The organism is Vibrio crassostreae, assembly GCF_041439375.1.
GTDB classification, from domain to species: Bacteria; Pseudomonadota; Gammaproteobacteria; order Enterobacterales; family Vibrionaceae; genus Vibrio; species Vibrio crassostreae_D.
Genome location: NZ_JBGONY010000015.1, coordinates 54,360 through 78,684, shown reverse-complemented (window position 1 = coordinate 78,684; position 24,325 = coordinate 54,360). Strand labels below are relative to the sequence as shown.

Below are 24,325 nucleotides of genomic sequence, written 5' to 3'. Positions count from 1 at the left end.
CCTCAGTAGTAGAACCCGTTGTCACCCAGTAAGCGAGGCTTCTGGTTGTCGGTATAAGTCGCTTTATTATTTGATGTTTTTTGTTGCTCTCTTGGCCATGCCAGTAAACGTTCAACATCGCTCAATGGGATTAAGCCATCGGTTGGTAGTGGCATTGTGTCCGAACGAGTCGGTTGAACTAGGTAAGCCGTTACAATGATGATCAGCTCTGTTTCTCTACGAGTGAATTCAGTCGAGCGAAACAGGCTACCGAGTACTGGTATCTCACCGATGAGCGGTACTTTTTGTAGTTGTTCGATGTCTTCCGATTTCAATAGCCCACCTAAAGCAAAGCTCTGCCCACTTGCCAATTCAATGGTGGTGGAGGCGCTACGAGTGGTAAAAGAAGGGAAGTTAGTTCCGTTTATCACTTGTTGGCTCTCGATTGAGATGTTACTGACCTCGGGATTTACTTTTAAGCTGATACGGTTTTGACTGAGCACGGTTGGGGTGAAGTTCAGTTTTACACCGAAATCCTTGTATTCGATTTGAGTGGTGTCAGCCGTAATCAGTGGCAGCGGTACTTGCCCACCCACCAAAAACTCCGCATCTTCGCCTGACATCGCGGTCAAGTTAGGTTCAGCAAGCACAGACATCATGCCGTTGGTTGCTAGCGCATCAATCAGAGCAGTAATGCTCGGCTTGCCCCAACTACTGACATTAGGCAGCTTTGAAAACGAAAATTGCCCCACACCGCCAGCGATTGAACCCCATTTGATGCCCAACTTATTGGATACATTTCTTGAGACTTCAGCGATTTTTACACGAATGTTGACCTGATTTGGCATGGTGACAACCAATTGATTGATCAGCTCATCATCATTGGGTTGAGTCTGCTGATTTTGATTGGTTGAACTACTGCTGTTGTTACTGTTTCCCTGTGAATTCGAGCTCTCTGGTTGTTCGGTAGAACCGACAATAGGGGATAAGTAGCCTTTCGCGATCGACACGATATTGTGTGCCATCATCGGAGAAGGAACGCGTCCTTTAAGCCATAACTTTCCGCCCAGAGATTCCGCGTTGACTGACGCTTCTGGGAACTTGTTTTTAACCAGTTCATTGAACTCGCGGCTGTTATGCGTGACGCGAATCTTGTTGGTATAAATCACGCGTTCTTGTTCATTCAAAACGGTGATCGTAGCGCTGCCAGCTTGCTTACCGAATATCATCACCTTGGTATTGGTTAAGGTTTGGTAATTAGCGATATGGGTGTTAGAGATGAAAATGGATTTCGCTTTTTCAGGTAAGCGAATCATTCTCGCCTCATTGATCGTCACATCAAATGTTGATGCTGCAGATGCAAAAGAGACACATAGGCTTGATAGTAGGAGAACACCCCACCAACGACAGATATTAGCCATTGTTATCAGCTCCAGTTTTATTATTGACGGTTTTATTTTCGGCTCTAAATTCCACTAAACCCACATCAGGTAATACCTGAGTTGTGTCTGGAGAAATGACTTTCAGCGTCACGGCATTTGCGTGTTGAGGTTGATCTTGAGCCTCGTTTTGCCCGCGTAATACAAGCGTTAACTTTCCTAATTGCTTCGCAAGTACTACTTGGTTTGCTTGCTCGGGTGTCACTTCTAAAGAGACACTGCTGTCGTCAGGGACAACTTTTTTATGTTGATTAGATTCACGGGCCTTTTGATAAGACTCTGCCGTTTGTTTGTCATTAAATGCCAAGACTCTTGCATCATGTACTATCGTTGTAACGTACAATCCTTGAGATGAATTACCGTAACGAAGTAGCTCGCCATCTTGTGAACCAAGTAGGAGAATATCCACTCGGTCGCCCGGTTCAATGAAGCCTGAATTAGACGTGACTTGATCGACAGGAACCGAAATCGCGCGATAGCCCGGTTGCAACTTCAATGAGAGCGAGTAGCCACCTTTAGGTTCTGTAATATCGGCCTTCGATAACACTGAGTCTTTGACTAACTTGGTACGTGCTAGCCCTGACATCGTGTGAGCCGCAGAAATATCTTCCGGTGTCACGTGGTCGATGTAGTTCTCTAACTCTTGCTGTGGAACTTCTTTCCATCGGAACGAGTTTGGTGTGTAGGCTTGACCTATCTCGATAGTGCGAGTTGGAACCAGCACTTTGACCGTTTGCTTAACGGCTTGTTTAGAAGAGGTGCTCGCAGACTCGTTATTGGTTTGGCTCAACAGTAAAACGGATATTCCGAGCACCGAGCAAAATAACGACAGCAACATGAGTCGCTTGGCAGTCATAACTATTCCTTTAATTTACGGTAAACGGGCTTATTCTGATTTTTGAGCGTCTTTGAGCTGAACGACGACAGTTTGGTAAGCGTCAGTAATGGCTTCGGTTAGATCACCATTCTCGCCGCCTACAAAATTAAGCAAGACCACTGACATTGCTGCTGCGAGGATTGCGTATTCGATAGCGGCCGCGCCGCGCTGCTTTTTTTTGTTAAACATGTTGTTATTTCCTAGATAAAAGCAGCCTCAGCTGAGGCTGCTGTGGTAATTAGTAAAGGTGTCGTTAGTCTGCAACTAATCGATATAGATAAGCTGATGAATAGCTCGCGGTAGACACATCAGTCTCCGTCATGGTTGTCATATTTAACCCTTTGAAGCGGCCATAAGGTGCAGGGTCGCTGGTGATGTAGTAGCCATAGTTACCACCAGTTGCTTCGTTGAACTCAAACACTTCGTTGTTAAGTGGCAATAAGCTATAGAGTTCAGCTTTTGCCGGGTAACGCCAATTAGCTTTGCCACAAATACTCTTGGTATTTTGTGCTGTGATAAGAGGAGCAATATCTACGTATTTCTTGAAACGGCTACTATCACCTCGAGAGAAGAGTTGCCAAACCAAGTTGCTGTCTGTGTCTTGAGCACACACTGCATTTTGTCGGTTGGTTACTACCGTTCCTTGCGCATTTAGATACTGATAATTAGCAGACTTTTCTCTGAATAATCGAGCTAAGACGACTTTGTCTTCAGAACCATCGGTACGAGCTTTATCTAAGGTTTGGCTACTTTCTTTAGTGTCGTAACTTGTGATGTATTGTTGATCACCGCTTGCTGCACTAGACCAGTAATAAAACGTGGTTCCATTATCGAAATAAGATTTGTCGTATTCTGGCTTGAGTCCCAAGTAATTTGGAAATACGTCTGTATCCAAGGTCATTTTCGAATTTGAACCTTCGACAGCTTTGGTATTAATCGACAGCAGCTGTGCTAAGTGCGGAACTTCCCAGTCACTAAAACCACACAGCTTGTTGTTATTAGTGCTCGCGAGTAATTCGTTACTGCCTAGTATGCTCGCGTATCCGGTCGCTGAAGCATCATAGGCAAGATCGTCAGCACCATGCGGTAGTCCATCTTTGAGCAGTGCCCATACTCGACGTTTTCCTGTAATTTTCGTGTCTTCAACACAGCGCCAACCTTGTTGATAGGTTGTGTCGCTTGGCAGGTAGTTTCCTAGTTCATCCAACTTGGCGAAGCGATTACTTACCATTGCGTTGGCTTGAGAAACACTAAACCCATTGTCTGCCGCTTGTTTTAGCCCATCTTTTGCTAACACTTTGGATTGAGCGAGATCGTGGAGTGTGGCTGTTGTGCTCATCTCTTTGATGAGTGTTTGATATAGAGCGATGAGCGAATCAAACTCAGAGCTAATTCCGTTAGTTGCGGTATTCAGTTGGTTAATGAAGTCAGTGACTTGCGCATATTGGCTCTCTAATACTGAAATGGCACTGTAGAGGTCCAAACTTGCTTGATGCAGCTCTGAAGCCAATGAGGCTGAGCCTATTGCACTTGTGGCATCGGTTAGCATCACCGAGTTTTTCTGGATGAATGCCATTTTTTGAGCAAACTTAGCACCTTCAACTAGTGCATTTAACCCGTTCGAGTTTTGCTGTAGTTTCGCTGCTTTTTCTTTGTAAGCTTTTACTTTGGTAATGAACTCAAGGCTCTCCGCATCAGTACGGCTTTGAGCAACCGACACCTGAAAGTCGTAAATAGTGAGCTTCGTGGTCACTGCACTCAATTCGTCAAGCCATGGTTTAGTAAAGGCCGCCAGTTCAACAGCTTTAGCTTGTGCTTGGGTTTCTAAAGTCGCGTAGCTTTGCGCTTTTTTCTGATTGTTTGCTAGCCATGTTGTTAGGTAAGCCTCAGCCGCCTTTACTATTGAACTTTGTGTATTGAGTAGGGTTTCAACAGCAGTTGTTGAAGCATCAATGTGACTGACTAGCTGCGGCCCAGACGGTAATTCCCATTTAGCGTATGCGTATTTTGAATAATATTGCTCAACAGATTCCTGGCCTTTGTTGATAGTGACAGCGACGCCATTTTTATCCGCTAATATATTCATTGACTGATTCGATACCAAGTAACCACCACTTCTTAGATTTGATGGCAGTGTTGCAGGATCTCGTTGCGATAGCGTAATCACTTCATTGGTGTTTGGAAGCGTCCAACCAGCGATATCACAATCATCCATTTGTGCGACTTTATCGAAGACGGTATCGGTTTCTGAAGAGAATCGCTTCGTCCAAAACGTCGGCTCCCCTTGTCCTTTGTCATCGTATTCAGCAATACAATTTAGGGAGTAGGAATTCCATGAGCCACCGTAACTAAAATCAGCGGCCTGCGAACGGGTTTTCATCGGTACGAATTTTAATGCAGTGAAGCTACTAACAGCATCTGTAGCCCAAAGGGTGTCACTGATTGAGTTTGATACACCTTGCTTCGCATTCCTTTTTAATCGAATTCCGACATTGGTTTTGTCGTACGCTTCTGGGCCAATAAATTGAGGTTTTGAAACAACAGGATGCCAAGTGAGGCCTTGGTCATTGGTGAACTCATAGTATTCGGCTTCATCAAAGCGAACAGATTGGCCATCAACGTTGGCAGTTAAGTAGTCCCACTCAAAACCATTGGTCTTGATTGGGTTTGAGCTAGTAAAAGTGTTAGTAATCTCAGGCGATGTTGGTGATGGAATCTCAAACACTTTGGTGAAGGCTTGTGTTGTTAATGCTGACGCGCCGTGAGGCATACCATTGTTAGGGTTTGCACTTACTCGTAATTGTACTTCAGCGATGTTCTTGTCGATATTGCCAATCACTACAGGCTTAGCGGTTACTTTTGTCCAAGTTGAGCCGGAGTCGAGCGTGACTTCGAAGTGCTCGGGCTGAGTGAATTCGCCGAAGTATGTCCAATCGAGAGTATTGTTTGTGTCGTTAACCACCAGATCCGTCGGGGCAATTGGTGCTGACGGACGAACAGTAAACGCCATATCGTTGGTTAACTCTGAACCACTAGGGCGACCCGTAATCGGATCTCGTTTAACGCGTACTTGGATTGAATCAATAGCGTAAGCTTGGTCATTTAGCTGATATGGCTTTGTGGTAACCACTGCCCAGCCGGTGTTGAGTGTATTGATCTCGTAATCCGTTACCTCTGAAAACCCGGTAACAAATGTCCAGTCAAATGTATCTAATCCATCATGAGAGATTGGTGATGTCGGTGCGGCAGGCATACTAGGAGTAACAGAGTAGCCCTTGTCTGAACACAGCGCTTCGCCAGGATCATGTTGAGGATCTGTACCTGCTTTTACTCTTACACAAATTTGCCCTTTGGCAAACGCCTCATCTGGGATAGCTTGTGGGTTGCTAGTTACAGGGGTAAAAGTAATGCCTCTATCGAGAGAGTATTCGTAGAAATCACTTCCTGTAAATCCTTCAACGTCTGTCCATGCGAATGTGTTTTCTGCATCGTCAACAATCGGTGAGGTTGGTGCTATAGGTTGATTTTCTGAGCGAGTGAATACAGAGCTGATAACCAACGGAACTCCCGCGGGGCGGGCATCCAGTGCATTTGACTTAACGCGAACCGAAATCGTGTTTGCAGGAAGTGAAACATTGCCAACAAGATACGGCAGTGCAGTTACGTCCTGCCAATCATTACCTAGATTAATCTCGTAGAAAGACGGATCCTTGTATCCATTAACCCAAAGCCAATTGATTTGATTGGTGCTGTCGTTAGCAAAATCTAGTACTGGTTGCGCGGGTTGGACTGGGGTTACCGTCATCGATTGTTCTGATGCTGAACTTAATCCTGTTGGGTGACCTAGCGAGTCATCCTTGGCTACACGAACTTTTAGATGTCCAACTGGAATATCTAGATCTGGAATGTCTTGAGGTTTTTCAGTTGCTTGCGTCCAGCTTGAGCCGTTATCTAATGAATATTCATACAAACCTAGTTCATTAAACGAGTCGACAAATGCCCAATCAAATTGATTGATCGCGTTATTCACACTAATCCAAGCTGGAGCAGCAGGCACTGTCGTTAGCGTAAACGCTTTGTCTGAAAGCATGGGCTTTCCGGCAGGGGTATTACGAACGTTAGATGCAGCAACTCGAACTTGAACGGCTCCTTTGTCGAACGCCAGTTTCCCTATAACAATCGGCTTACGAATTACCGTTGTCCAAGTCTTCCCTGAATCCAATGAATATTCGTAATCTGTGTTGTGAGTGAAGCCACGCACAAGCTGCCAATCGAAGGTGTCTGAGGCATCATTGACTTGACCGTGCTTAGGAGCTGGCGGCCTAGTGATGATTTCATTTCCATCGATGTCTTCTTGGGAAACTTTGAGTTGGTCTCGGTATTCCTTACCAAGTTGTTTCAATGCGCTATCGGTTCCTGATGCGCCATGAGACAGCAAATCGGTCTTGGCTTTAAATTCTGTTAAATCAAGCTCTGCCAGCTTGTACATAGATCCTTTTCGAGCATTTACTTGGTCGACACCTGCATCAACAGAAGCCATTTGTGCTTCCTGAAGTACGCGAGTAACACCGCGCGCAAACATGTGTACTTCACGGCTTTTGGTTGAGTTTGATGCGGAATAATCACCAACAGCCAGTTGTTTATCTATGCCTAAGTCGCTGGCTACAAGCTGGGTTGCTTCATCAAAACTGATTCCACTGGTTCTCGATACACTTGCAATGAGAGACGTCACGGGGCTAATCACGTCCGAATTGCTACTCGGTACTTCTAGCGTAAATCCGGATTCAATAGGCTGATTCGGTGAATCCATATCGATGGTTATACCGGCAACCGCTTCGACCAATATTGGGTATTGGGCGACATCATTGTCGACGTCTAGTTGGAATCGTCCTTCGGCGTCCGTAGTGGAAATTTCTCCATCAGCAGAGTCGCACATAGCATTGCTGTTTCTGTCTAAACAAACCTTCGCGTTGCGTAAATAACCATCCAAAGCAATGCCCGAAATATTCTGAGAACTTGGCTTAGTTTGTGACTGTTTGAGCTTCGGATCTGACTCTGCTCCGCCACAAGCAATCAGCATTGTGGAAACGAGTGAAACACTCATTAATTTGTATGGATTCCTTACCACCTGAACTCCAAATAATTTATAAATTACCCATAGGAAAGGCGGAGGATATTAATTTAAATGATAGTAATTATCAATATCATTTGATCTTTTATTTCGTTAAGTGATTTAATAGCCAAATTAAATACTATCAATCCAATAATAAACTAGGTGAATCGGTCGAAAAAATGCACAATAAATTCTTAATATGCAAATTGTCACTAGCAATCTCTAGTGCCTTGATGGTCTCAGGATGTGGAGGCAGTTCTGATAGCGAAAACCCAGTTGGGTCTACGGCTTCAGGCTATGCGTTTTTAGATTCATTAGTCTGCGCTGATGCAGATCTGAATGGCGTATGCAGTGATCAAGAGAAACAGATTGCTGATGTTTCTGGGTACGCACAGCAAAGGCAATATGATGGTGCAATTTTGACTGCTTCTCCTGGTATGAAAGTGGTGACGCCTTTCACTACTTTGATTCATAGCGAGATGATGTTTAACCCAACGGTAAGTAACGATGTAGAACAAGCAAAAGCATCACTTCAAAGTAAGTTAGGCGATCATGTTGGCATCAATTTTAGTGTGCTGGACTCAACTCATGGAACTAAAGATCTATCAAATCTGTTGTTAAAATCGCTGAAAAAGGCGCAAAGTGACGGTAAGCAGTCTTCTTATACGAATATTGCTCATGCTCTTGATTTGATGATAGAACATAAGACTTTAGACTTATCTAATATTGACGTTGCTGGTACGGTTTCTCGACATCTACAAATTGAAGATTCTTTGGTTGTTCGCGGTTCACAATCGGTACCGCAATTGTCTAATGCGAAGTCGATAGCTCTGAATCCAGCGAGCAGTCAGATTGTGTTTTTAACGGCCAATGATGTGGTTATGCAAATTGATAGTTCTTCACGCAATAAGCCGGTGACAATCAATGGTGACAATGCATCTCAAGCGGTTTCTAGTCTGGTTAGCATCCGTTCACACGACGACGATGATTACGACGACCATGATGACGATGATGATGACGACGATGATGATTACGATCACGGAGGTGGTACTGGGGGTGGAGAAATACCGGTAGACTCAAGTGAAATCATTCAGTTAGTTCCTGCGTTAAATGGTGTTCAGGCATACAAGGTTTATAAACCGACCGCTTACGTCTCACCCACATCGAGTGATATTTGTAATAGCCAAGGCGCTAATGGTGTTTTCCTTACAAGCCTCAATGGTTCGAATAACAACAATGTTGGCGTGAAGGCTTTTGCGATTGATACATACAGCAGTCGTAGTGGCGGTACGCTTCCACCCATTCCAAAACCTAATCCAGCCGTGCCGCCTAAATCGAGTGAGTCGTGCATCAATGATAACTTCGCAGCAGTGGTTCCTCTGTTACAAAGTGGCTCGTTACTGGCGATTAAAAATACTGGAAGTTCGATATACTCACAGCAAGAACTCAAATTGCTAAGTGCTAATAAGCTTGATATGAAAAGCTGGAGTCACGCATTGAAAGCTTCCTCACCGCAAGTCATGTCATCTTACGACGAAAGTGAAGCATTAATTGTTTATAAGAATTACTTTTCAAACAGTAATTTAGCGGCAGAAGTTATCGATACGGCTAACCTATCCACTAAAATGACGATTGATAAGTTAAACCTTAAAACAGCCAATATTGTCGTGAATCAGCAGATATTGTTGGGGTTGGATAGCAATAAGGTTGAGTGGGTGTCTAACTCGATACAACAAACTGTACTTGGGGAGCTGACCGTTGATTCTGCTATTAGCAAGATCGCGACATCGCGAGACGGAAAAACCAGTGCGATTACCACAGCAAGTTCTCTTTATATCGTTGATAACATGACGAGAACCTTACTTGTAACAGAGTCTCTGAGTAACAATGCTATCAAGTCTTTGTATGTGTTAGAAGATAAGGTGATTGTGTTAACTTCTTCGGGTGCGGACTATTATCAGTTCCGAAATATCATCGGCCCGGCTCTAAAAGTTGGCAGCCAACTGGTGACCAAAGAACTCCTCAAAAAGTGGGAAGACAGCGGCAATTCAAGTTGGAGTTCAACGAACTTGGGCTACATTCTTTCTCAAACGGGTACAGAAAGTGAACTCTCCGATAAATTTAAAAACGTAAATCTCTCGTTTTCTCCGACCAATGCGACAACTTCAAGTGGCATCTCTGGTGTGCACGTCAGTGGCTTAGAACGAGGTGAATGGCTAACTTTCTATAAAGGCCTTTAACGGTTTATTGCTTCAAAGAAGGGAGGCTTGCTCCCTTCTTATTCCTCCTTTTTTATTTCACCTCTCTTTTTCATAACGACCTATTTCTCTTGTTTATTTCTTTTCGCACCATGCATTTATGCTCTGTATAAACACTAGAAAACAAAAGTTAATCGTTTGTTAATTCCCATAAAACCGGAGTATGATACTGGATTACTATTTAGGATTTGGCTGTCATGAGTGCATCAACCGCGAGCTGGAAAACGCCGCAAAACTTCTTATTACTGATTTCGATTGTTGTCCCGATCGCGTTTTCGAGCTGGATGGCTCTGCTGAATAACTTCGTGATTGAGAAAGCGAACTTTGATGGTGCCGATATTGGCTTGCTGCAAAGTGTTCGTGAGATCCCAGGCTTCTTAGCGTTTACTGTGGTGTTTGTTTTAGCCTTCATTCGAGAGCAACGCTTTATGTTGATATCGCTGGCGATGCTGACTGTAGGCACGGCGATTACCGGTTTATTTCCTACACTCACAGGCTTGTTGTTGACTACGGTTTTGATGTCTACGGGTTTTCACTATTTTGAAACGCTGAAGCAGTCTCTGTCACTGCAATGGTTGAGTAAAGAAGAAGCGCCAGAGATGCTAGGTAAGATGATCTCCGTTGGCGCGTTAGCCTCGTTAATCACTTACGGATCTATCTGGGTGATGTTAGAACAGCTCAAACTCGATTTTGCTTGGGTGTATGGCATCACTGGCGGTATTGGCTTGATTTTGGTTTTGGTGATGACCTTTGGTTTCCCGGAGTTTCAGACCAAGACCCAACAGAATAAGAAATTGGTGCTGAGAAAGCGTTACTGGCTCTACTACGCTCTTACCTTTATGAGCGGAGCAAGAAGGCAGATATTTACCGTGTTCGCGGGCTTCTTGATGGTAGAGAAGTTCGGTTACTCGGCTGCTGACATCACGCTACTGTTTTTAATCAACTATCTGTTTAACTTCTTGTTCGCAAAACGCATTGGTAAATTTATTGGTGTCGTGGGTGAGCGTAAGGCTCTGATCTTTGAGTATGTGGGTTTGATTGGTGTGTTTGTTGGTTATGGCTTGGTGCAAAGCGCTGAGTGGGCGGCAGCACTTTACGTGGTAGATCATCTGTTCTTTGCGTTGGCATTGGCGATCAAAACCTACTTCCAGAAAATTGCGGATCCTGCTGACATGGCATCAACCGCGGGTGTCTCTTTCACCATCAACCATATTGCAGCGGTTGTTATTCCAGTCGCGTTTGGTGTGATTTGGCTGTCTTCCCCTGCAACGGTTTTCTACATTGGTGCAGTGATGGCGGCGGTTTCTTTGGCACTGTCTTTAAACATTCCTAAGAAGCCTGAAGAGGGTAACGAAGTCCGGATGTTCAGCTGGCGCTAAGTTGTTTTCAATCTGGTGAGATAGACAAAAAGCTCCAATAGCGATATTGGAGCTTTTTTGTATGTGCTATTTGGTAGTCAAAGGCGTGACGTACTAAACGGATTACTTCTTATGCCACCTGTTTTTCTAATGAGCCTGAAAAGCGCTTCTTGTAGCTGCGTAACATGCTCAGGCTGAATATGGCTGTTACGGTTTCCGCGAACAGGATACTTGCCCAAATTCCTTGTTCTGGGAATAGCTTTGGCAAAATTATGATGCCCAAGGCGACGAACACAAAGCCGCGGCCAAGAGATATCAGTGTCGCTTGTTTTGGCTTAGCTGTTGCCTGAAACAGGTTGGCGATCACTAAGTTGATGCCCATCAGTGGTACAGCAAAGAAGAAGAACGTTAATGCATTGGCTGACAGTGCAATCAAATCACTTGAATCACCCAAATAGAGGGCTGCGATTTGAGGCGCAAGCAGGTACACAATAACCATAAACACCAAGCCGCTACCAATGGCACTTTTTAAACCTAAGCGAAAAATCGCTTCGATTCGGTTTGGCTGGTTGGCACCATGATTAAAGCTGATGATTGGCTGGCAGGCTTGAGCGATTCCGACCATCACAAACAAAGCGAATACCCCGATATTTGCCGTTAAGCCATAGGCGATAATATGATTCTCACCAAACTGATGCAGCAACACGTAGTTGAACAGCAAGATTGTCATCGCGGCGGTTACCTCAATAAAGAAGGTCGGTGTACCTATTTTTAGGATGCTTGGCAGTTTGTCCAAACCAATTCCTTTTAGGCTCAGTTCCAAGGTGCCTTGTTTACGTACAAAGTGGCTCAATAGAATACAAGCGATAACACCTTGCGCAATGGCTGTACCGTAGGCTGCCCCTTTCATACCCCAGCCCCACTTTAAGACGAAGAAGTAATCCAACACTAGATTGACCACAGCACCTATCGACATCGCGTAAGTCGCCAGTTTTGGGTTGGTGTCGTTACGAACAAAGCACGACATGACCCAAGCTAACGAGTACAACACAAAGAATGGCAGCATTACAGCCAGGTAATCGTGAGTCAGTTCAGCCATGTATCCAGAAGCGCCCATTAACGCAATCATGTCGTCTAGAAAATACAGAGCAATGCTGACTGAAATGGTGCTAAGCACGGCGGTACTGAGCATTGATTGGCTAAAGAGGGTTTGACCCGACGCTGAATTTCCTTTGCCAACTTCGATAGACATAAGCGCTGCACCGCCAATGCCAACCATCATCGCGATAGCGGTAAATATTGAGAAAGCAGGGATGGTCAAAGCGATAGCACCAAGTCCATCAGGGCCAACACCACGTCCGACGAACCATGCGTCTCCCATGATGAAGAGAGACTTGATCACCATGCCAGTTAGCGCTGGCCAAAGGTACTGATAAAAGGATTTAGATATAGGATCGGTTTTAAGGTTGATGGCCATTCGAGAGTGCTCCCAACAAGTTGGATGTAACCAAAGTGGATGAAATAAAGAGGGAGCATTATCCGAACTTAACTGGGTTCTAAAAAGGGATGATCTGCGTGTTATGTTGCACTATCTGCACATCGAGTTCGAAACTCTGCAGGTGACTCATTCATCTGGCCACGGTAAAAACGGCTGAAATAGGCGGGGTCTTCGAAGCCAAGTTCAAAGGCGATGGTTTTAATTGTCTTGGTCGAAAAAATCAATTCTCGGTTCGCTTCCAAGATGATTCGATCGTGGATCAATTGGGTGACCGTCTTACCTCGTTCAGCCTTCACGATCTCATTGATGCGCTTGTTAGTTATCGATAGCGCTTGCGCATAAAACTCACAATGTTTGTGGGTAGTGTAGTGTTGCTCAATCAAATCGACCACTTGGTTTACTCGGCTGTCGCGCACTTCGCCTTTCAATGATGATTGGCTGGCGAAACGTAATATGTAGCGCAAAAAGCTATTCATGAGGGACTCTACCAAATCCCAGTCGCTCTCTTCTCGTGCACACTCCTCTTTAATCATAGTGAAAATAGGCAGTAGGTAGCGGTTGCCTTCTTCACTGCAATCTAAGTAGGGAGGACGACTTTGATGCATGGCAAAAACGGTGTCGACCAGCTGTGTGTTGCGATGGTTGGTTTTGACAAAGCCCGGCGTAAACACCAGTAAACGAGCGCTTTCTCCCACTAGTTCAGATCGGTGAACCTGACCCGGAGCAATGGTAAAAATACGGCCGACCTTGTTGTCATAGTCTACAAAATCAATGCTCTGACTGCCTAAGCTATCTACGCACCACACCAACTCCCAGTATTCATGTCTGTGCGGTTCTAAGAATGCGTCGTCGCTGTTAGTCAGTTCCTCAACCCTACAAGGTTGACCTTTAATCAGGCGCATGTGTTTGATGGGAGTTCTCATGACATTCCTTGGTTGAAGACAGATGGTGCAGTTAAGACTAGAGTCGGTTGTTCTCAGCGTTTCTAATGTAGTCGATTGCGACTTTTAAGTCATTCGCTTGCCATTATCAATGAGTGATGGGCAGTGAAAGAATGGACGCGGTGAAATAGATAGGAGTGTGAGAGGGGAGTGAGTTAAAACTTAGATTTGAGCCGCTAAATAGAACCCTAGAAGCGCATTGCGGGCTTCTAGGGTAAATTCATAGAACTTAGTTGCTACTTACTGTTTTCAAAGAAGAGCGCAGCTTGAAGATTCCCTTTGGTGCCTTGGTCAGCAAGATGCCACAAAGTAGAGGGAGCATCATAAGCAGAGACTGTTCAGATAAAACCTCACCATTGATGTAGCAAGAGATCAGCAGCGCAACCACTGGGAAGATTAGGAAGCAGATAGACGCTTGGAACGGCGTCGAAACCTGTCCTAATTTAAAGTAAGCCACAATGCCGCCCACACTCGCCACAAAACCTAGGTACACGACTGCTGAGATTGAATCCCAAGTGAAGGATTCAACATTAACGCTTTCACCCATCGCTGAAACTGCGAACAAAAATAGAGAAGCAATTAAGCTCGGAACGGCGTTGTAGGTAAGTACTTCGATGCCTTTACAGTGCTTTTGAACTAAAACATACATCACTGCGTGAATGGCAACAGCAAGGCCTAAACAAACCGTGCCAATAAGGTAGTCATCACCACCCATTTGCATTTCATTGCCAAGGATTAAACATAGGCTCACAACAGCTGTGACTAAACCAAAGATTTGATGTTTCGCCAATCGTAGGCCTAAGAATAAACCCGACATCAGCATGACAGCGACTGGCATGTTGGCGAAGATGATCGATGCTAGACCAGAAGAGATGTATTGCTCACCATAGATCATCAAAGTGAACGGAATAGCAAAATACATCAGTGCCACAATGAGCAACCATTGACGCTTACCCTTTGGAAATAGCAAAGGTTGTTTAAAGACTTTCGCTAATACCGCGAGCAACGGTGCTGCAAGTAAAAAGCGTAACGCAGTGGCAAAAATAGGTGGGATAGAATGCAATACCACTTCCATAGCGAACCAAGTGGTTCCCCAAATTAAGCAAACAGAGACAAAAAGCAAGATAGTTAGCGACTTCGAATTCATGGTGACTACTCATTAATAATTATTTGAATCATAGGCTTGTGGCGCCTTAATGACGTGGCACAGTATAGAAAGGTAGTCGGAGAAAAGTTTTGCCTTTTTATCTCTAATTTTAGTTTATTGTGGAAATTAAATCTCTAATATAGTTATTTTGAAGAAAATTATTTTATTTTAGATAACTTAAACAAAGTCATTATTCTTTGTGAGGTTTAATGTTGGTCGATAAATCGTCAGTTTAGCGACGTATGGAAATTTGGTTGAAAGATATTAAGAATAAGATTCAGCGTGTTGTTTTAGGTGTTCAATAAAGGCGCGAATTCGGGCTGGCACCTGTAACCCATAATTATGGACGACATAGAAAGAGGCTTTAAGAACTTGATCTTTGGGCAAGATGTTTACCAATGTCCCTTTTGTCAGGTCTTCTTCAATTGCTTGTTTAGGTAAACAGGCAATCCCCAACCCATTTAAGGCCATCATGCGGATGGTCGGAACGCTATCTCCGATTCGACTTGCCCTGAATTGATACGTGCTTACTTTGCCCTTATTAATTTCAAAGCTTCTTTGGCTGTTGATTCCTTCCCACTGATTGGCAATGTAGTCATATTGGGAGAGGTCACTTGGCGTGATTGGCTGCGGTATTTGCGCCTTAGTAAGATAATCTGGGTGACAACACAGTACCTGATGAAGCTCTCCGAGCTTAATTGCACGAGACGTTGAATCAGGAAGAGCCCCAACAGTGACCGACAGGTCTATGTATTTCTCGATAAGATCTACGCGCATATCGTTAGCCAATAGTTGAGGCTCGATACGAGGGTGGCTTTTCATAAACTCACACATTGCAGGTCCAATAAGATGTGTCATCAATGTGTGTGGGGATGTGATGGTGATAGTGCCTGCAAAATCAGAACAGGACTCGCGCACTTCTTCTTCCGCAAGCGACATTAATTTTCGCATTTCTAAGCATCGTTGATAAAAACGTTGTCCAGCGTCGGTTAAGGATTGGCGACGTGTTGTTCGAGTGAGTAATTTCACACCAAGCTGTTGCTCAAGCCCTTGTAAGTGATGGCTAACGACAGACTTTGAGAGATCTAGCTTATCAGCTGCTTTCGTTATGGAGCCCGATTCTACAATTTGGGCGAACACTTGCATGCGATGCAATTCGTTTTTCATGGTGGTTTATTGTCTTGTTGAATCGAACTATGTTTCAAATATTACTGTATTTATCTATTTTAACAAACAAGTAAGATTCTCCTCGTACCTTAACAAAATAAGAAAACGGAGAGAATGATGACTATTTTAGTGCAATTTACCTTGAGCCATACTGAAAATAAAACGGCAGAGATCGGTGAGTTTTTTAACGAAATATTGCCAGATACTCGTACTTTTAACGGCAACCTTTCTGCGGAGCTTTATCAAAAAGATTTGGCAGAAAATTCCTTGGTTTTATGTGAAGAATGGGAAAGTACCGCTCACTTTAATGAATACATTGCTTGGCGCAAAGATATTGGTGATTTTGACCGTTTAGGCGCGATGCTTACGGATATGCCAATTATCACCGTCATGTCAAAAATCGTCACAGCCTCTGAGGCGTAATGATGAATAAGATATGGAGCCCTTCTTCAGTACCCGCTCCAGCCGCTAATTATCATCAATGTGCTTTGATCCCCGCAGGTTCAACGCGGTTGCACATCGCTGGGCAACTAGGGATTGATAGCGAAGGGATGGTGGCTGAAAGTGCGGAACAACAGATTGTACTGGCTTGGGAAAATCTGAGAGGTGTGCTTCAGGCAAACCAAATGGATATCGAAGATTTAATCAGTGTAAGGCTGTACTTAGTTGACCGGAATGATATGTCTGACTATCAAGCCGCAAAGCAGCGATTGCCTTTCGATGTTGGTGGTCTCCCAACGACATTACTGTTTGTACAAGGGCTCTTTGATGAGCGATGGAAAGTTGAAATTGAGGCCGAAGCGGCGAAACTGATTTAAGTCGATCGCTGTATGCTCAATTGATACGAAAGACATGATATGAAGCAAAAAGCCCCTTTATTTAATCGGACTATAAAGGGGTGATTTCTTATCTAGAAATATTGCTACTCAGCGACGCATAGTGATTTGGTTGAAATCGATCCAACCATTCGCCAGCTGCTCAACTGGATTAACTGTTTTAGCATAATTGAGTTGCTGTTATACGTGGAAAATCGGTCTATAAACACCGAACTCTATTAATTGTGCCTCAAGCTCTAGAAAGGCCGATTGTCGCTGGTGGTAGTCATTGAGACCCCATACCCCATAGCTGTTCAAGGCTTTTGTTACGCCACTGTTTTTGCTCGTCAGTTAAACAAACCTCTAAGGCAATAGAACTTTGTAGCCATCCCATCCAGCTGCTGTCGAGATTGTCTGAAAACACTTCACCACTGATCAATATATCCGCATTTTGTAGATTGCTTTGTTGGCAAAAGTCCGGGAATTCGAGCACTTGATATTCGCAAGAAAAACCAAGTTCATTCAATCGCTCACAATAATGGCGAGCCATTTTGATGTGATCAAACAATTGGTAGGTTAGGATCTTTATTGGTTGGGTCGGTTTAGTTAGTGAGTCAGCCAGATGCCGGGCGGCTTTCAATACGTCTTGGTCACTGTTGTTAATAAGTTTAGAGCTTGATGGCTGGTTAGACGTAGCAAGCATTCCGCAGGCGTAGCCGACAGTGTCTAGAGGAATATCTTTAGCGACACCAAGTATGCGGAGTAATTCATTTAGTGATTTAACGCGCTTTGCTTCTCCGAACCAAGGATGGCGATGTGGGTTTATCAATGCGTGTTCACAACCTTTTTCCCACTGCTCCATCTCTGCTAGTTCACCGATGGCCTGGCCACCAACAAAAACGCGCCTATGTAAGGCGCGTTTTTATCAATACGTTTAGGAAACAGTATCTACTGCGTAACAGGCTTAACTTGTTTAGTTTGTCTTACCGCAAGGATAAGCTGCGGCAGCAGTGACATCACGATCATGCCAGTCATTAGTGAGTATTGGACTGGAGTAAATGATTCACTCATTAACACCATACCGGTCACGATGCCTGCAACTGGGTTTGCAATACCACCGAAGGTGAAATCAACCACTGACATACGTTGTAGCAGCCACACATACATGCCATAACCCAGAGCTGTGTTTAGTCCAATCACCCACAATAGCCCCATAGCATTACGAGAATCGAAATGAGTGACAGCGTTAACATAAGGCTGCGGGTCGATGAACGCATGAACGCCAGATGCGACAGATAAAATCGTACCGCCTAGAATCAGCTGCCACGTTAATACTTTCCACCAGTGCATGCGATTACCCAGTGATTTGGTAATGCTGCTGCCGATAACGATACACATGATTGCCGCGAACATGGCACCTAAACCGATCGGGTTTAATGCGATCTGACTTGGATTAAACAATATCCACGCTAAGGTGATCAAGCCAATACCAGACAGGGCTTGAATCAGATGTGGGCGTTGCTTTTTCACTACCCAGTGGAAGATCATCGCGAACACCGGCACAGAGATCATACCCACGCCAGAGATCGCCGAAGGTAGCGTTAGCGCCATTACGAAGATCAAGCCAAAGAAGGTCGCAATATTGATAAGGCCCAATGTGAAAATGATCTGCCACTCGCCTTTTTTAGGCAGCGTTGGTTTTACCGCTAGCAATAACAAACCAGCAGGTAATGCACGCAAAGCACCCAATAATAATGGTGGCCACTCCTGTAGCGTAAATTGCGTCACTGCATAGGTTGTTCCCCAAAAGAATGCGGGGATCATTGCTAATAATATGTTCATCTGAAATATCTTTACGTTAAGATAACTATTGTGTGAACTGTATACTGAGAACTAGTGGTTGTAAAGTATCTTTATGTTAAACTAGTTTGAAGTAATCAGACTAATAACGGAGCGAGATTGCAAATGGATGCTATCGACCGCGTAGTAGAGCAATGGGCAAAGGAAAAGCCTGAGCTAGAAACTGAGCCTATGGCAATGATGGGCCGGATTATGCGTATTGCCAAGTATATGGAGACGCAAGTTGCCGAGCTTCATAAAAAATACGACATGAAGCTGGGTGAGTTTGATGTGCTGGCGACGTTGCGACGTTCTGGAAAGCCTTACCGACTGACTCCGTCAGAACTGATCGGGTCGATGATGCTGACATCAGGCGCGATGACCAATCGCCTTGATAAGCTAGAAGCCAAAGGGCTGATCAGTCGTGAGCACAGCAAAGAAGACAGACGCAGCGTGAGTGTTCAGTTAACAAAAGATGGTCTTATTCTGATTGATCAAATGATGACAGAGCATGTCGAAACGCAAAAAAAGCTCGTTAAATCACTGTCTACTAGTCAAAAGAAGAATACTAACCAGTTGCTTAAAACATGGCTGAGTGCTTACGAGTAATTGACTGGCTGGATCGGCTTGCTGAATTTATTGAACTGAGCTAACTCAAACTGATTTGAAAACCGAAGTGATGAGCTTCGGTTTTTTTGTGCTTGTTTAAGAACTTCAAGTACAGCGAATTCGCGAGTTAAGCTTGCAGCATCTCGTCACTGAATAGCTCAGCACAACCAATACCATTAATGGCGCAGCTCTCGTCGATGTCTGAGATGTCACCGCTCACTCCAATCGCGCCAAGTACCGTTTTATCCTTATCTCGAATCAGTAGGCCCCCTGGCACTGGCACCATATTTCCGTGTGCCAACACGTTTACGGCGGAGATAAATGCTGGTCGGTTGTCAGCATCTTGGGCGAGTTTTCTAGAGGAACAACCCAGTGCGAGTGCCCCCCACGCTTTAGCAATCGCGATGTCTGGTCGCATCATGCTAGAGCCGTCTTGACGTTGCAGAGAAATCAGTTTGCCACCGCTGTCTAAGACGGCGACCGTCAAAGGCTCAGTGTGGATCTTGTTTCCTGCTTGTAAGGTGCCATCAATGATGGTTAACGCTTGTTGTAGAGTCAAACTTCCCATGTTATCTCCTAGTTTTTCAAGGGGCCGTGTACCAAGCTAAGTCAGCCAATTATGACTCTTGTTGGTGAGCATCATTGACTGATTCAGTTCGGTACAAGAGTCCTAACTGGACTCTTGTAACAGCCCATAGCTGGGTAAAGTTAGGAAGGCAGCGAACTCATCGGCTGTAGAAAGTTGATAGAAAAGATCAGCTGTCTCTTCAAATCGACCTGCTGCATAGCGCGAGTCTCCGACTTCATGTTTTATGGTGTCTAGCTCTTGGTAAAGCCAAGAGTGGAATAGTGATTTGGTAAAGGTTTGGCCATCATCGAGTGTTACCCCGTGGTGGATCCATTGCCAAATATTGGCTCTCGATATCTCAGCGGTAGCGGCATCTTCCATAAGGCCGTAGATAGGTACACAGCCGTAGCCTTGAATCCAAGCCTCAATGTAATACAGCGCGATGCGTATATTCTTACGAACGCCCGCTTCATCGCGGCTACCTTCACAAGGTTTTAGCAATAAGTCTGCATTGATCACATGCTCTGGGCTTTGGAAATCCATTTGGTTTACTTTACCATCGAGGTGCTTATCGAATATCGACATCGCCAAATCAACCAGTGCAGGGTGTGCGACCCATGTGCCATCGTGTCCGTTCTGAGATTCTCTCTGTTTATCTTCAATTACTTTGGCAGTCACACGCGCCATCTCTTGCGGGTCTTTCGCTGGAATAAAGGCTGACATGCCACCCATCGCCAGTGCGCCACGAGCGTGACAAGTGCGTACCAACAGCTGGCTGTAGGCATTTAGAAACTCTTGATCCATTCCGATCCCGTGGCGGTCAGGCAAGATACGATCTTTATGGTTTTTCAGCGTTTTGATGTAGCTGAAGATGTAATCCCAACGGCCGCAGTTCATTGCTACGATATGATCACGCATGGCGTACAAGATCTCTTCCATCTGGAATACGGCAGGTAGCGTTTCGATCAATACTGTCGCGCGAATAGTGCCTTTGGGTACTTGGAAATAGCTTTCGGTGAAGCTGAAAATATCGTCCCACCACTGCGCCTCTTCCATGCTTTCTAACTTTGGAATGTAGTAGTAAACCCCTAAACCTTGTTGTGCACGTGATTGATAGTTGTGGAAAAAGTACAAGGCGAAGTCCATCAAGCAACCGCCGATAGGCTGATTGTTGAATTGAATAGACTGCTCAGGTAAATGAATACCACGTGGACGAGCGATCAGCAGTGCTGGATCGTCGTTTAATTGGTAACTCTTCTGCTTCTTCTCATCGAAGTAGCTAATGGTGCCAAGGTTGGCGTCTCTTAGGTTGATTTGCCCTTCGACCATATTGGCCCAAGTTGGGGAAGACGCATCCTCAAAGCAGCACATGAAGACTTTCGCGCCTGAGTTTAGCGCGTTGATCACCATCTTTCTCTCGATAGGACCGGTGATCTCTACTCTGCGATCCAGCAATTCTGGCGGCGGCGTTGCCACTTTCCACTCTTTATTCTGGCGAATGGAAATGGTGTCTTTTCTGAAATTGGGTAGCTCTCCCTCGTCATATTGAGCTTGTTTTATGTCGCGGTCACTTAGCAGGGCATGACGGCGATCTCCAAACTTATTGACGAGAGCTTCTAAGAATTTTAATGCATCTTTAGACAAGATCTCTTTGTACTCGGGGTTGTCCATATTCCCGAGTACCTGCATACATTGTACTTCTTCTCTCTCTTTTACGTCATTCATCATTGTTGTCTCCTTTGAACAATACGATGTCACTTTGTATACAAAATGCTATTTTTAAGGATATTTATATTGCATAAATTGTAAACAAGCAAAGGGTATTTAACATTTATTTATCATTTGGTCTTTTTGGAATTTATTTTTACGTAAAGATATTTTATGTAACGTAATGAATTGTAAGCTTTTCAGGGTTGATGCTTACTCAAAATGGCAGTGTGATGTAACAAAATTGTTTCATTTTGGGGTTGATAAATAGCGAGGATGGTTCATAGTACACAAAAGTTAGTTTAATTGTATACAATCTGAACTGGAGGTTCGAATGGCAATTATGAAAGCGATTGAAGCAGCGGTAGAAGTGCTTAAACGTGAAGGAGTAGACATCGCATTTGGTGTTCCCGGCGCAGCAATAAACCCTATGTATGCAGCGATGAAAAAGCTCGGAGGAATCGATCACGTCTTAGCTCGCCACGTAGAGGGTGCATCCCATATGGCTGAAGGGTACACACGTACCAGTCAAGGAAATATAGGTGTGTGTATTGGTACTTCTGGCCCGGCAGGAACGGACATGATCACGGGGCTTTATTCTGCATCAGCTGACTCGATCCCTATCCTATGTATCACTGGTCAGGCTCCGCGTGCTCGCCTTCATAAAGAAGACTTTCAAGCGGTCGATATCGAATCGATTGCCAAACCAGTCACTAAGTGGGCAACCACGGTGCTGGAACCTGCACAAGTGCCACGCGCATTTCAAAAAGCCTTTCATTTAATGCGTTCGGGTCGCCCGGGTCCAATCCTGATTGATCTACCGATTGATGTTCAGTTGGCTGAGATTGAGTTTGATATCGATACCTATGAACCGCTAGAACCTTATAAGCCACAAGCAACCCGCGCGCAGGTTGAGAAAGCATTAACCATGATGGCTCAGTCGGAAAAACCGCTGATTGTATCCGGTGGTGGTGTGATTAACGCTGGCGCATCTGAATTGCTGCAGCAGTTTGCCGAGATCACTGGTGTTCCTGTAATTCCAACCTTAATGGGTTGGGGATCGATCCCGGATGATCATGACTTAATGGCGGGCATGGTAGGGCTACAAACTTCCCACCGTTACGGTAACGAAACCATGCTCAACTCTGACTTTGTGTTTGGTGTGGGTAACCGATGGGCTAACCGTCATACCGGTTCTGTAGATGTTTACACTGAAGGCCGCAAGTTCGTACATGTGGACATTGAACCGACTCAAATCGGCCGCGTGTTCTGCCCGGATTTAGGCATAGTCTCTGATGCGAAAGCTGCGCTAGAGCTAATGGTTGAAGTGGCGCAAGAGTGGCGTGATGCAGGCAAACTGCCGAACCGAAATGCTTGGGCAAGTGAGTGTCAGGAACGCAAGTCGACCATGCTGCGTAAAACCAATTTTGATGAAGCACCAATGAAACCGATGCGTGTTTATGAAGAGATGAACAAGGCATTTGGTCGTGACACTTGTTATGTGAGTACGATTGGTTTGTCGCAAATCGCTGCCGCTCAGTTCCTGCATGTTTATAAGCCGCGTAACTGGATCAACTGTGGTCAAGCTGGCCCGCTAGGTTGGACAACACCAGCCGCATTGGGTGTCCGAGCGGCTGATCCAAATCGCGATATCGTCGCTATCTCTGGTGATTATGATTTCCAATTCATGATCGAAGAACTGGCGGTAGGTGCTCAGTTCAACCTGCCATACATCCATGTACTGGTGAACAACTCTTACCTAGGTTTGATTCGCCAAGCGCAGCGCCAATTTGATATCGATTATTGTGTACAACTGGCGTTTGATAACCAGAACGCACCAGAGCTTGAAGGCTACGGGGTAGACCATGTCGCAGTTGTTGAAGGCCTAGGTTGTAAGGCGATTCGAGTTCGTGAACCAGAGCAAATTGCAGCAGCGTTTGAGCAAGCAAAAGAGCTGATGAACAAGCATAAAGTCCCGGTTGTTGTTGAGCTAATTCTTGAGCGAGTGACCAATATTGCGATGGGCGTAGAGATCAACGCGATCAACGAATTTGAGCCACTTGCCGAAAGCCGCGGTGATGCTCCAACGGCGCTGGCGTACAAGTAATCATTAAGTAATGTGTATCCGTAGAGCTGAGGTTTAGCCCTACGGAAAGCCTCCGATAGAGCGAGGCTTTACTACAAACAACCAGATTTTTACAGATAAAGAATAAGGACAGAGTCATGGCAAAATTTGCAGCAAACTTGTCAATGTTATTCACGGAAGTCGATTTTATGGATCGCTTTGAAGCCGCCGCAGAAGCGGGCTTTCAAGGTGTCGAATACCTTTTCCCTTACGCCTTTGATGCCGATGAGATTAAACAAAAGCTCGACGCTAATAACCTAGAGCAAGTGCTATTTAACCTGCCCGCGGGTGATTGGGATGCTGGCGACCGTGGTATCGCGGTCGACCCAGCACGAGTCGAAGAGTTTCAAGCGGGTGTACCTAAAGCTATCGCTTACGCTAAAGCACTCGGTTGTACTCAAGTGAATTGCTTAGCCGGGATTGTCCCGCAAGGTGTTACTCAACAAGACGCGCAATCAGCGTTTGTGATTAACCTGCATTACGCGGCAAACGCGCTAGCAGCAGAAGGCATTAGCTTAGTGATAGAAGCGATCAATACCCGCGATATTCCGGGCTTCTTCTTGAACACGACTGAGCAAGCCAAAGCGATCATTAAAGAGGTAGGGAGCGATAACCTTTCTATCCAATACGATATTTATCACATGCAAATTATGGAAGGCGATCTTACGCCGACCATGCAACAAAACATTGGCCAAATCGCACACGTGCAACTGGCGGATAATCCAGGCCGACACGAACCGGGTACTGGCGAAATCAATTACCCATTCGTGCTCAATTATCTTGATGAGCTTGGCTATCAAGGCTGGGTTGGCTGCGAATACAAGCCAAAAACAACAACGACAGAAGGCCTTGGTTGGCTGCACCAGTACCGTTAATTGCGTCTGG

General features: G+C 44.9%; 19 protein-coding genes. 7 read left to right on the top strand and 12 right to left on the bottom strand.

Annotated features, from left to right (window positions below; all coding sequences use genetic code 11):
- Window positions 1-2: 2 nt before the first annotated feature.
- The 4 genes from ACED45_RS08965 to ACED45_RS08950 all read right to left on the bottom strand — a co-directional run bounded on the left by ACED45_RS08965 (window position 3) and on the right by ACED45_RS08950 (window position 7,399).
- Window positions 3-1,400: a type II and III secretion system protein family protein gene (locus ACED45_RS08965; RefSeq protein WP_371713811.1), complete on the bottom strand. Its 1,398-nt coding sequence runs from the start codon at window positions 1,398-1,400 to the stop codon at window positions 3-5.
- Window positions 1,393-2,274 carry a Flp pilus assembly protein CpaB gene (gene cpaB, locus ACED45_RS08960; RefSeq protein ID WP_371713810.1) on the bottom strand — a complete coding sequence of 294 codons (882 nt, stop codon included), beginning with the start codon at window positions 2,272-2,274 and terminating at the stop codon, window positions 1,393-1,395. Before cpaB ends, ACED45_RS08965 begins: the two co-directional genes overlap by 8 nt.
- Before the next feature lie 30 nt (window positions 2,275-2,304).
- Complete coding sequence (locus ACED45_RS08955) at window positions 2,305-2,484, bottom strand: Flp family type IVb pilin (protein ID WP_371713809.1); 180 nt, start codon at window positions 2,482-2,484, stop codon at window positions 2,305-2,307.
- 64 nt (window positions 2,485-2,548) lie between these two features.
- The gene (locus ACED45_RS08950) at window positions 2,549-7,399 is read right to left on the bottom strand and encodes a DUF1566 domain-containing protein (RefSeq protein ID WP_371713808.1); all 4,851 of its coding nucleotides are present in this window, start codon (window positions 7,397-7,399) and stop codon (window positions 2,549-2,551) included.
- Window positions 7,400-7,641: 242 nt separating this feature from the next.
- Between ACED45_RS08950 and ACED45_RS08945 the strand changes: the two genes are divergently transcribed.
- Both ACED45_RS08945 and ACED45_RS08940 read left to right on the top strand, forming a co-directional pair.
- Window positions 7,642-9,648, top strand: coding sequence for a hypothetical protein (locus ACED45_RS08945; RefSeq protein WP_371713823.1), 2,007 nt, complete (start codon window positions 7,642-7,644; stop codon window positions 9,646-9,648).
- Window positions 9,649-9,863: 215 nt separating this feature from the next.
- Window positions 9,864-11,045: an MFS transporter gene (locus ACED45_RS08940; RefSeq protein WP_065607971.1), complete on the top strand. Its 1,182-nt coding sequence runs from the start codon at window positions 9,864-9,866 to the stop codon at window positions 11,043-11,045.
- A gap of 109 nt (window positions 11,046-11,154) precedes the next feature.
- Here ACED45_RS08940 and ACED45_RS08935 read toward each other — a convergent pair whose 3' ends face one another.
- The 4 genes from ACED45_RS08935 to ACED45_RS08920 all read right to left on the bottom strand — a co-directional run bounded on the left by ACED45_RS08935 (window position 11,155) and on the right by ACED45_RS08920 (window position 15,777).
- Window positions 11,155-12,501, bottom strand: coding sequence for an MATE family efflux transporter (locus ACED45_RS08935; RefSeq protein ID WP_108161102.1), 1,347 nt, complete (start codon window positions 12,499-12,501; stop codon window positions 11,155-11,157).
- A 101-nt stretch (window positions 12,502-12,602) separates the two neighbouring features.
- Window positions 12,603-13,445, bottom strand: a complete 843-nt coding sequence (locus ACED45_RS08930) for a helix-turn-helix domain-containing protein (protein WP_017096162.1) — start codon at window positions 13,443-13,445, stop codon at window positions 12,603-12,605.
- 247 nt (window positions 13,446-13,692) lie between these two features.
- Window positions 13,693-14,610, bottom strand: a complete 918-nt coding sequence (locus ACED45_RS08925; protein WP_371713807.1) for a DMT family transporter — start codon at window positions 14,608-14,610, stop codon at window positions 13,693-13,695.
- Between the two features lie 264 nt (window positions 14,611-14,874).
- The gene (locus tag ACED45_RS08920) at window positions 14,875-15,777 is read right to left on the bottom strand and encodes a LysR family transcriptional regulator (protein WP_371713806.1); all 903 of its coding nucleotides are present in this window, start codon (window positions 15,775-15,777) and stop codon (window positions 14,875-14,877) included.
- A gap of 114 nt (window positions 15,778-15,891) precedes the next feature.
- Here ACED45_RS08920 and ACED45_RS08915 point away from each other — a divergent pair, with 114 nt between their 5' ends.
- The gene (locus ACED45_RS08915) at window positions 15,892-16,200 is read left to right on the top strand and encodes a putative quinol monooxygenase (RefSeq protein WP_102539496.1); all 309 of its coding nucleotides are present in this window, start codon (window positions 15,892-15,894) and stop codon (window positions 16,198-16,200) included.
- A complete protein-coding gene (locus ACED45_RS08910) occupies window positions 16,200-16,595 on the top strand; it encodes a RidA family protein (RefSeq protein ID WP_371713805.1) in 396 nt (131 codons plus the stop codon). Before ACED45_RS08915 ends, ACED45_RS08910 begins: the two co-directional genes overlap by 1 nt.
- 283 nt (window positions 16,596-16,878) lie before the next feature.
- On the opposite strand, the gene ACED45_RS08905 is transcribed toward ACED45_RS08910, so the two are convergent.
- Both ACED45_RS08905 and ACED45_RS08900 read right to left on the bottom strand, forming a co-directional pair.
- Window positions 16,879-17,454, bottom strand: a complete 576-nt coding sequence (locus ACED45_RS08905) for an ABC transporter substrate-binding protein (RefSeq protein WP_240701561.1) — start codon at window positions 17,452-17,454, stop codon at window positions 16,879-16,881.
- A gap of 86 nt (window positions 17,455-17,540) precedes the next feature.
- Window positions 17,541-18,434 (bottom strand): DMT family transporter, encoded by an 894-nt coding sequence (locus ACED45_RS08900; RefSeq protein ID WP_371713804.1) that lies wholly within the window; start codon window positions 18,432-18,434, stop codon window positions 17,541-17,543.
- 123 nt (window positions 18,435-18,557) lie between these two features.
- Between ACED45_RS08900 and ACED45_RS08895 the strand changes: the two genes are divergently transcribed.
- Window positions 18,558-19,040 (top strand): MarR family winged helix-turn-helix transcriptional regulator, encoded by a 483-nt coding sequence (locus tag ACED45_RS08895; RefSeq protein WP_004732835.1) that lies wholly within the window; start codon window positions 18,558-18,560, stop codon window positions 19,038-19,040.
- Between the two features lie 127 nt (window positions 19,041-19,167).
- Here the strand turns inward: ACED45_RS08895 and ACED45_RS08890 are convergent, their stop codons facing one another.
- Together ACED45_RS08890 and aceB are read right to left on the bottom strand one after the other, a co-directional pair.
- The gene (locus ACED45_RS08890) at window positions 19,168-19,608 is read right to left on the bottom strand and encodes a GlcG/HbpS family heme-binding protein (protein WP_004732837.1); all 441 of its coding nucleotides are present in this window, start codon (window positions 19,606-19,608) and stop codon (window positions 19,168-19,170) included.
- 102 nt (window positions 19,609-19,710) lie between these two features.
- Window positions 19,711-21,336, bottom strand: a complete 1,626-nt coding sequence (aceB, locus tag ACED45_RS08885) for a malate synthase A (protein ID WP_371713803.1) — start codon at window positions 21,334-21,336, stop codon at window positions 19,711-19,713.
- A 313-nt stretch (window positions 21,337-21,649) separates the two neighbouring features.
- Between aceB and gcl the strand changes: the two genes are divergently transcribed.
- Window positions 21,650-23,422, top strand: coding sequence for a glyoxylate carboligase (gene gcl, locus ACED45_RS08880; RefSeq protein ID WP_102394007.1), 1,773 nt, complete (start codon window positions 21,650-21,652; stop codon window positions 23,420-23,422).
- Window positions 23,423-23,538: 116 nt separating this feature from the next.
- Window positions 23,539-24,315 carry a hydroxypyruvate isomerase gene (gene hyi / locus ACED45_RS08875; protein ID WP_102398175.1) on the top strand — a complete coding sequence of 259 codons (777 nt, stop codon included), beginning with the start codon at window positions 23,539-23,541 and terminating at the stop codon, window positions 24,313-24,315.
- Window positions 24,316-24,325: the final 10 nt, after the last annotated feature.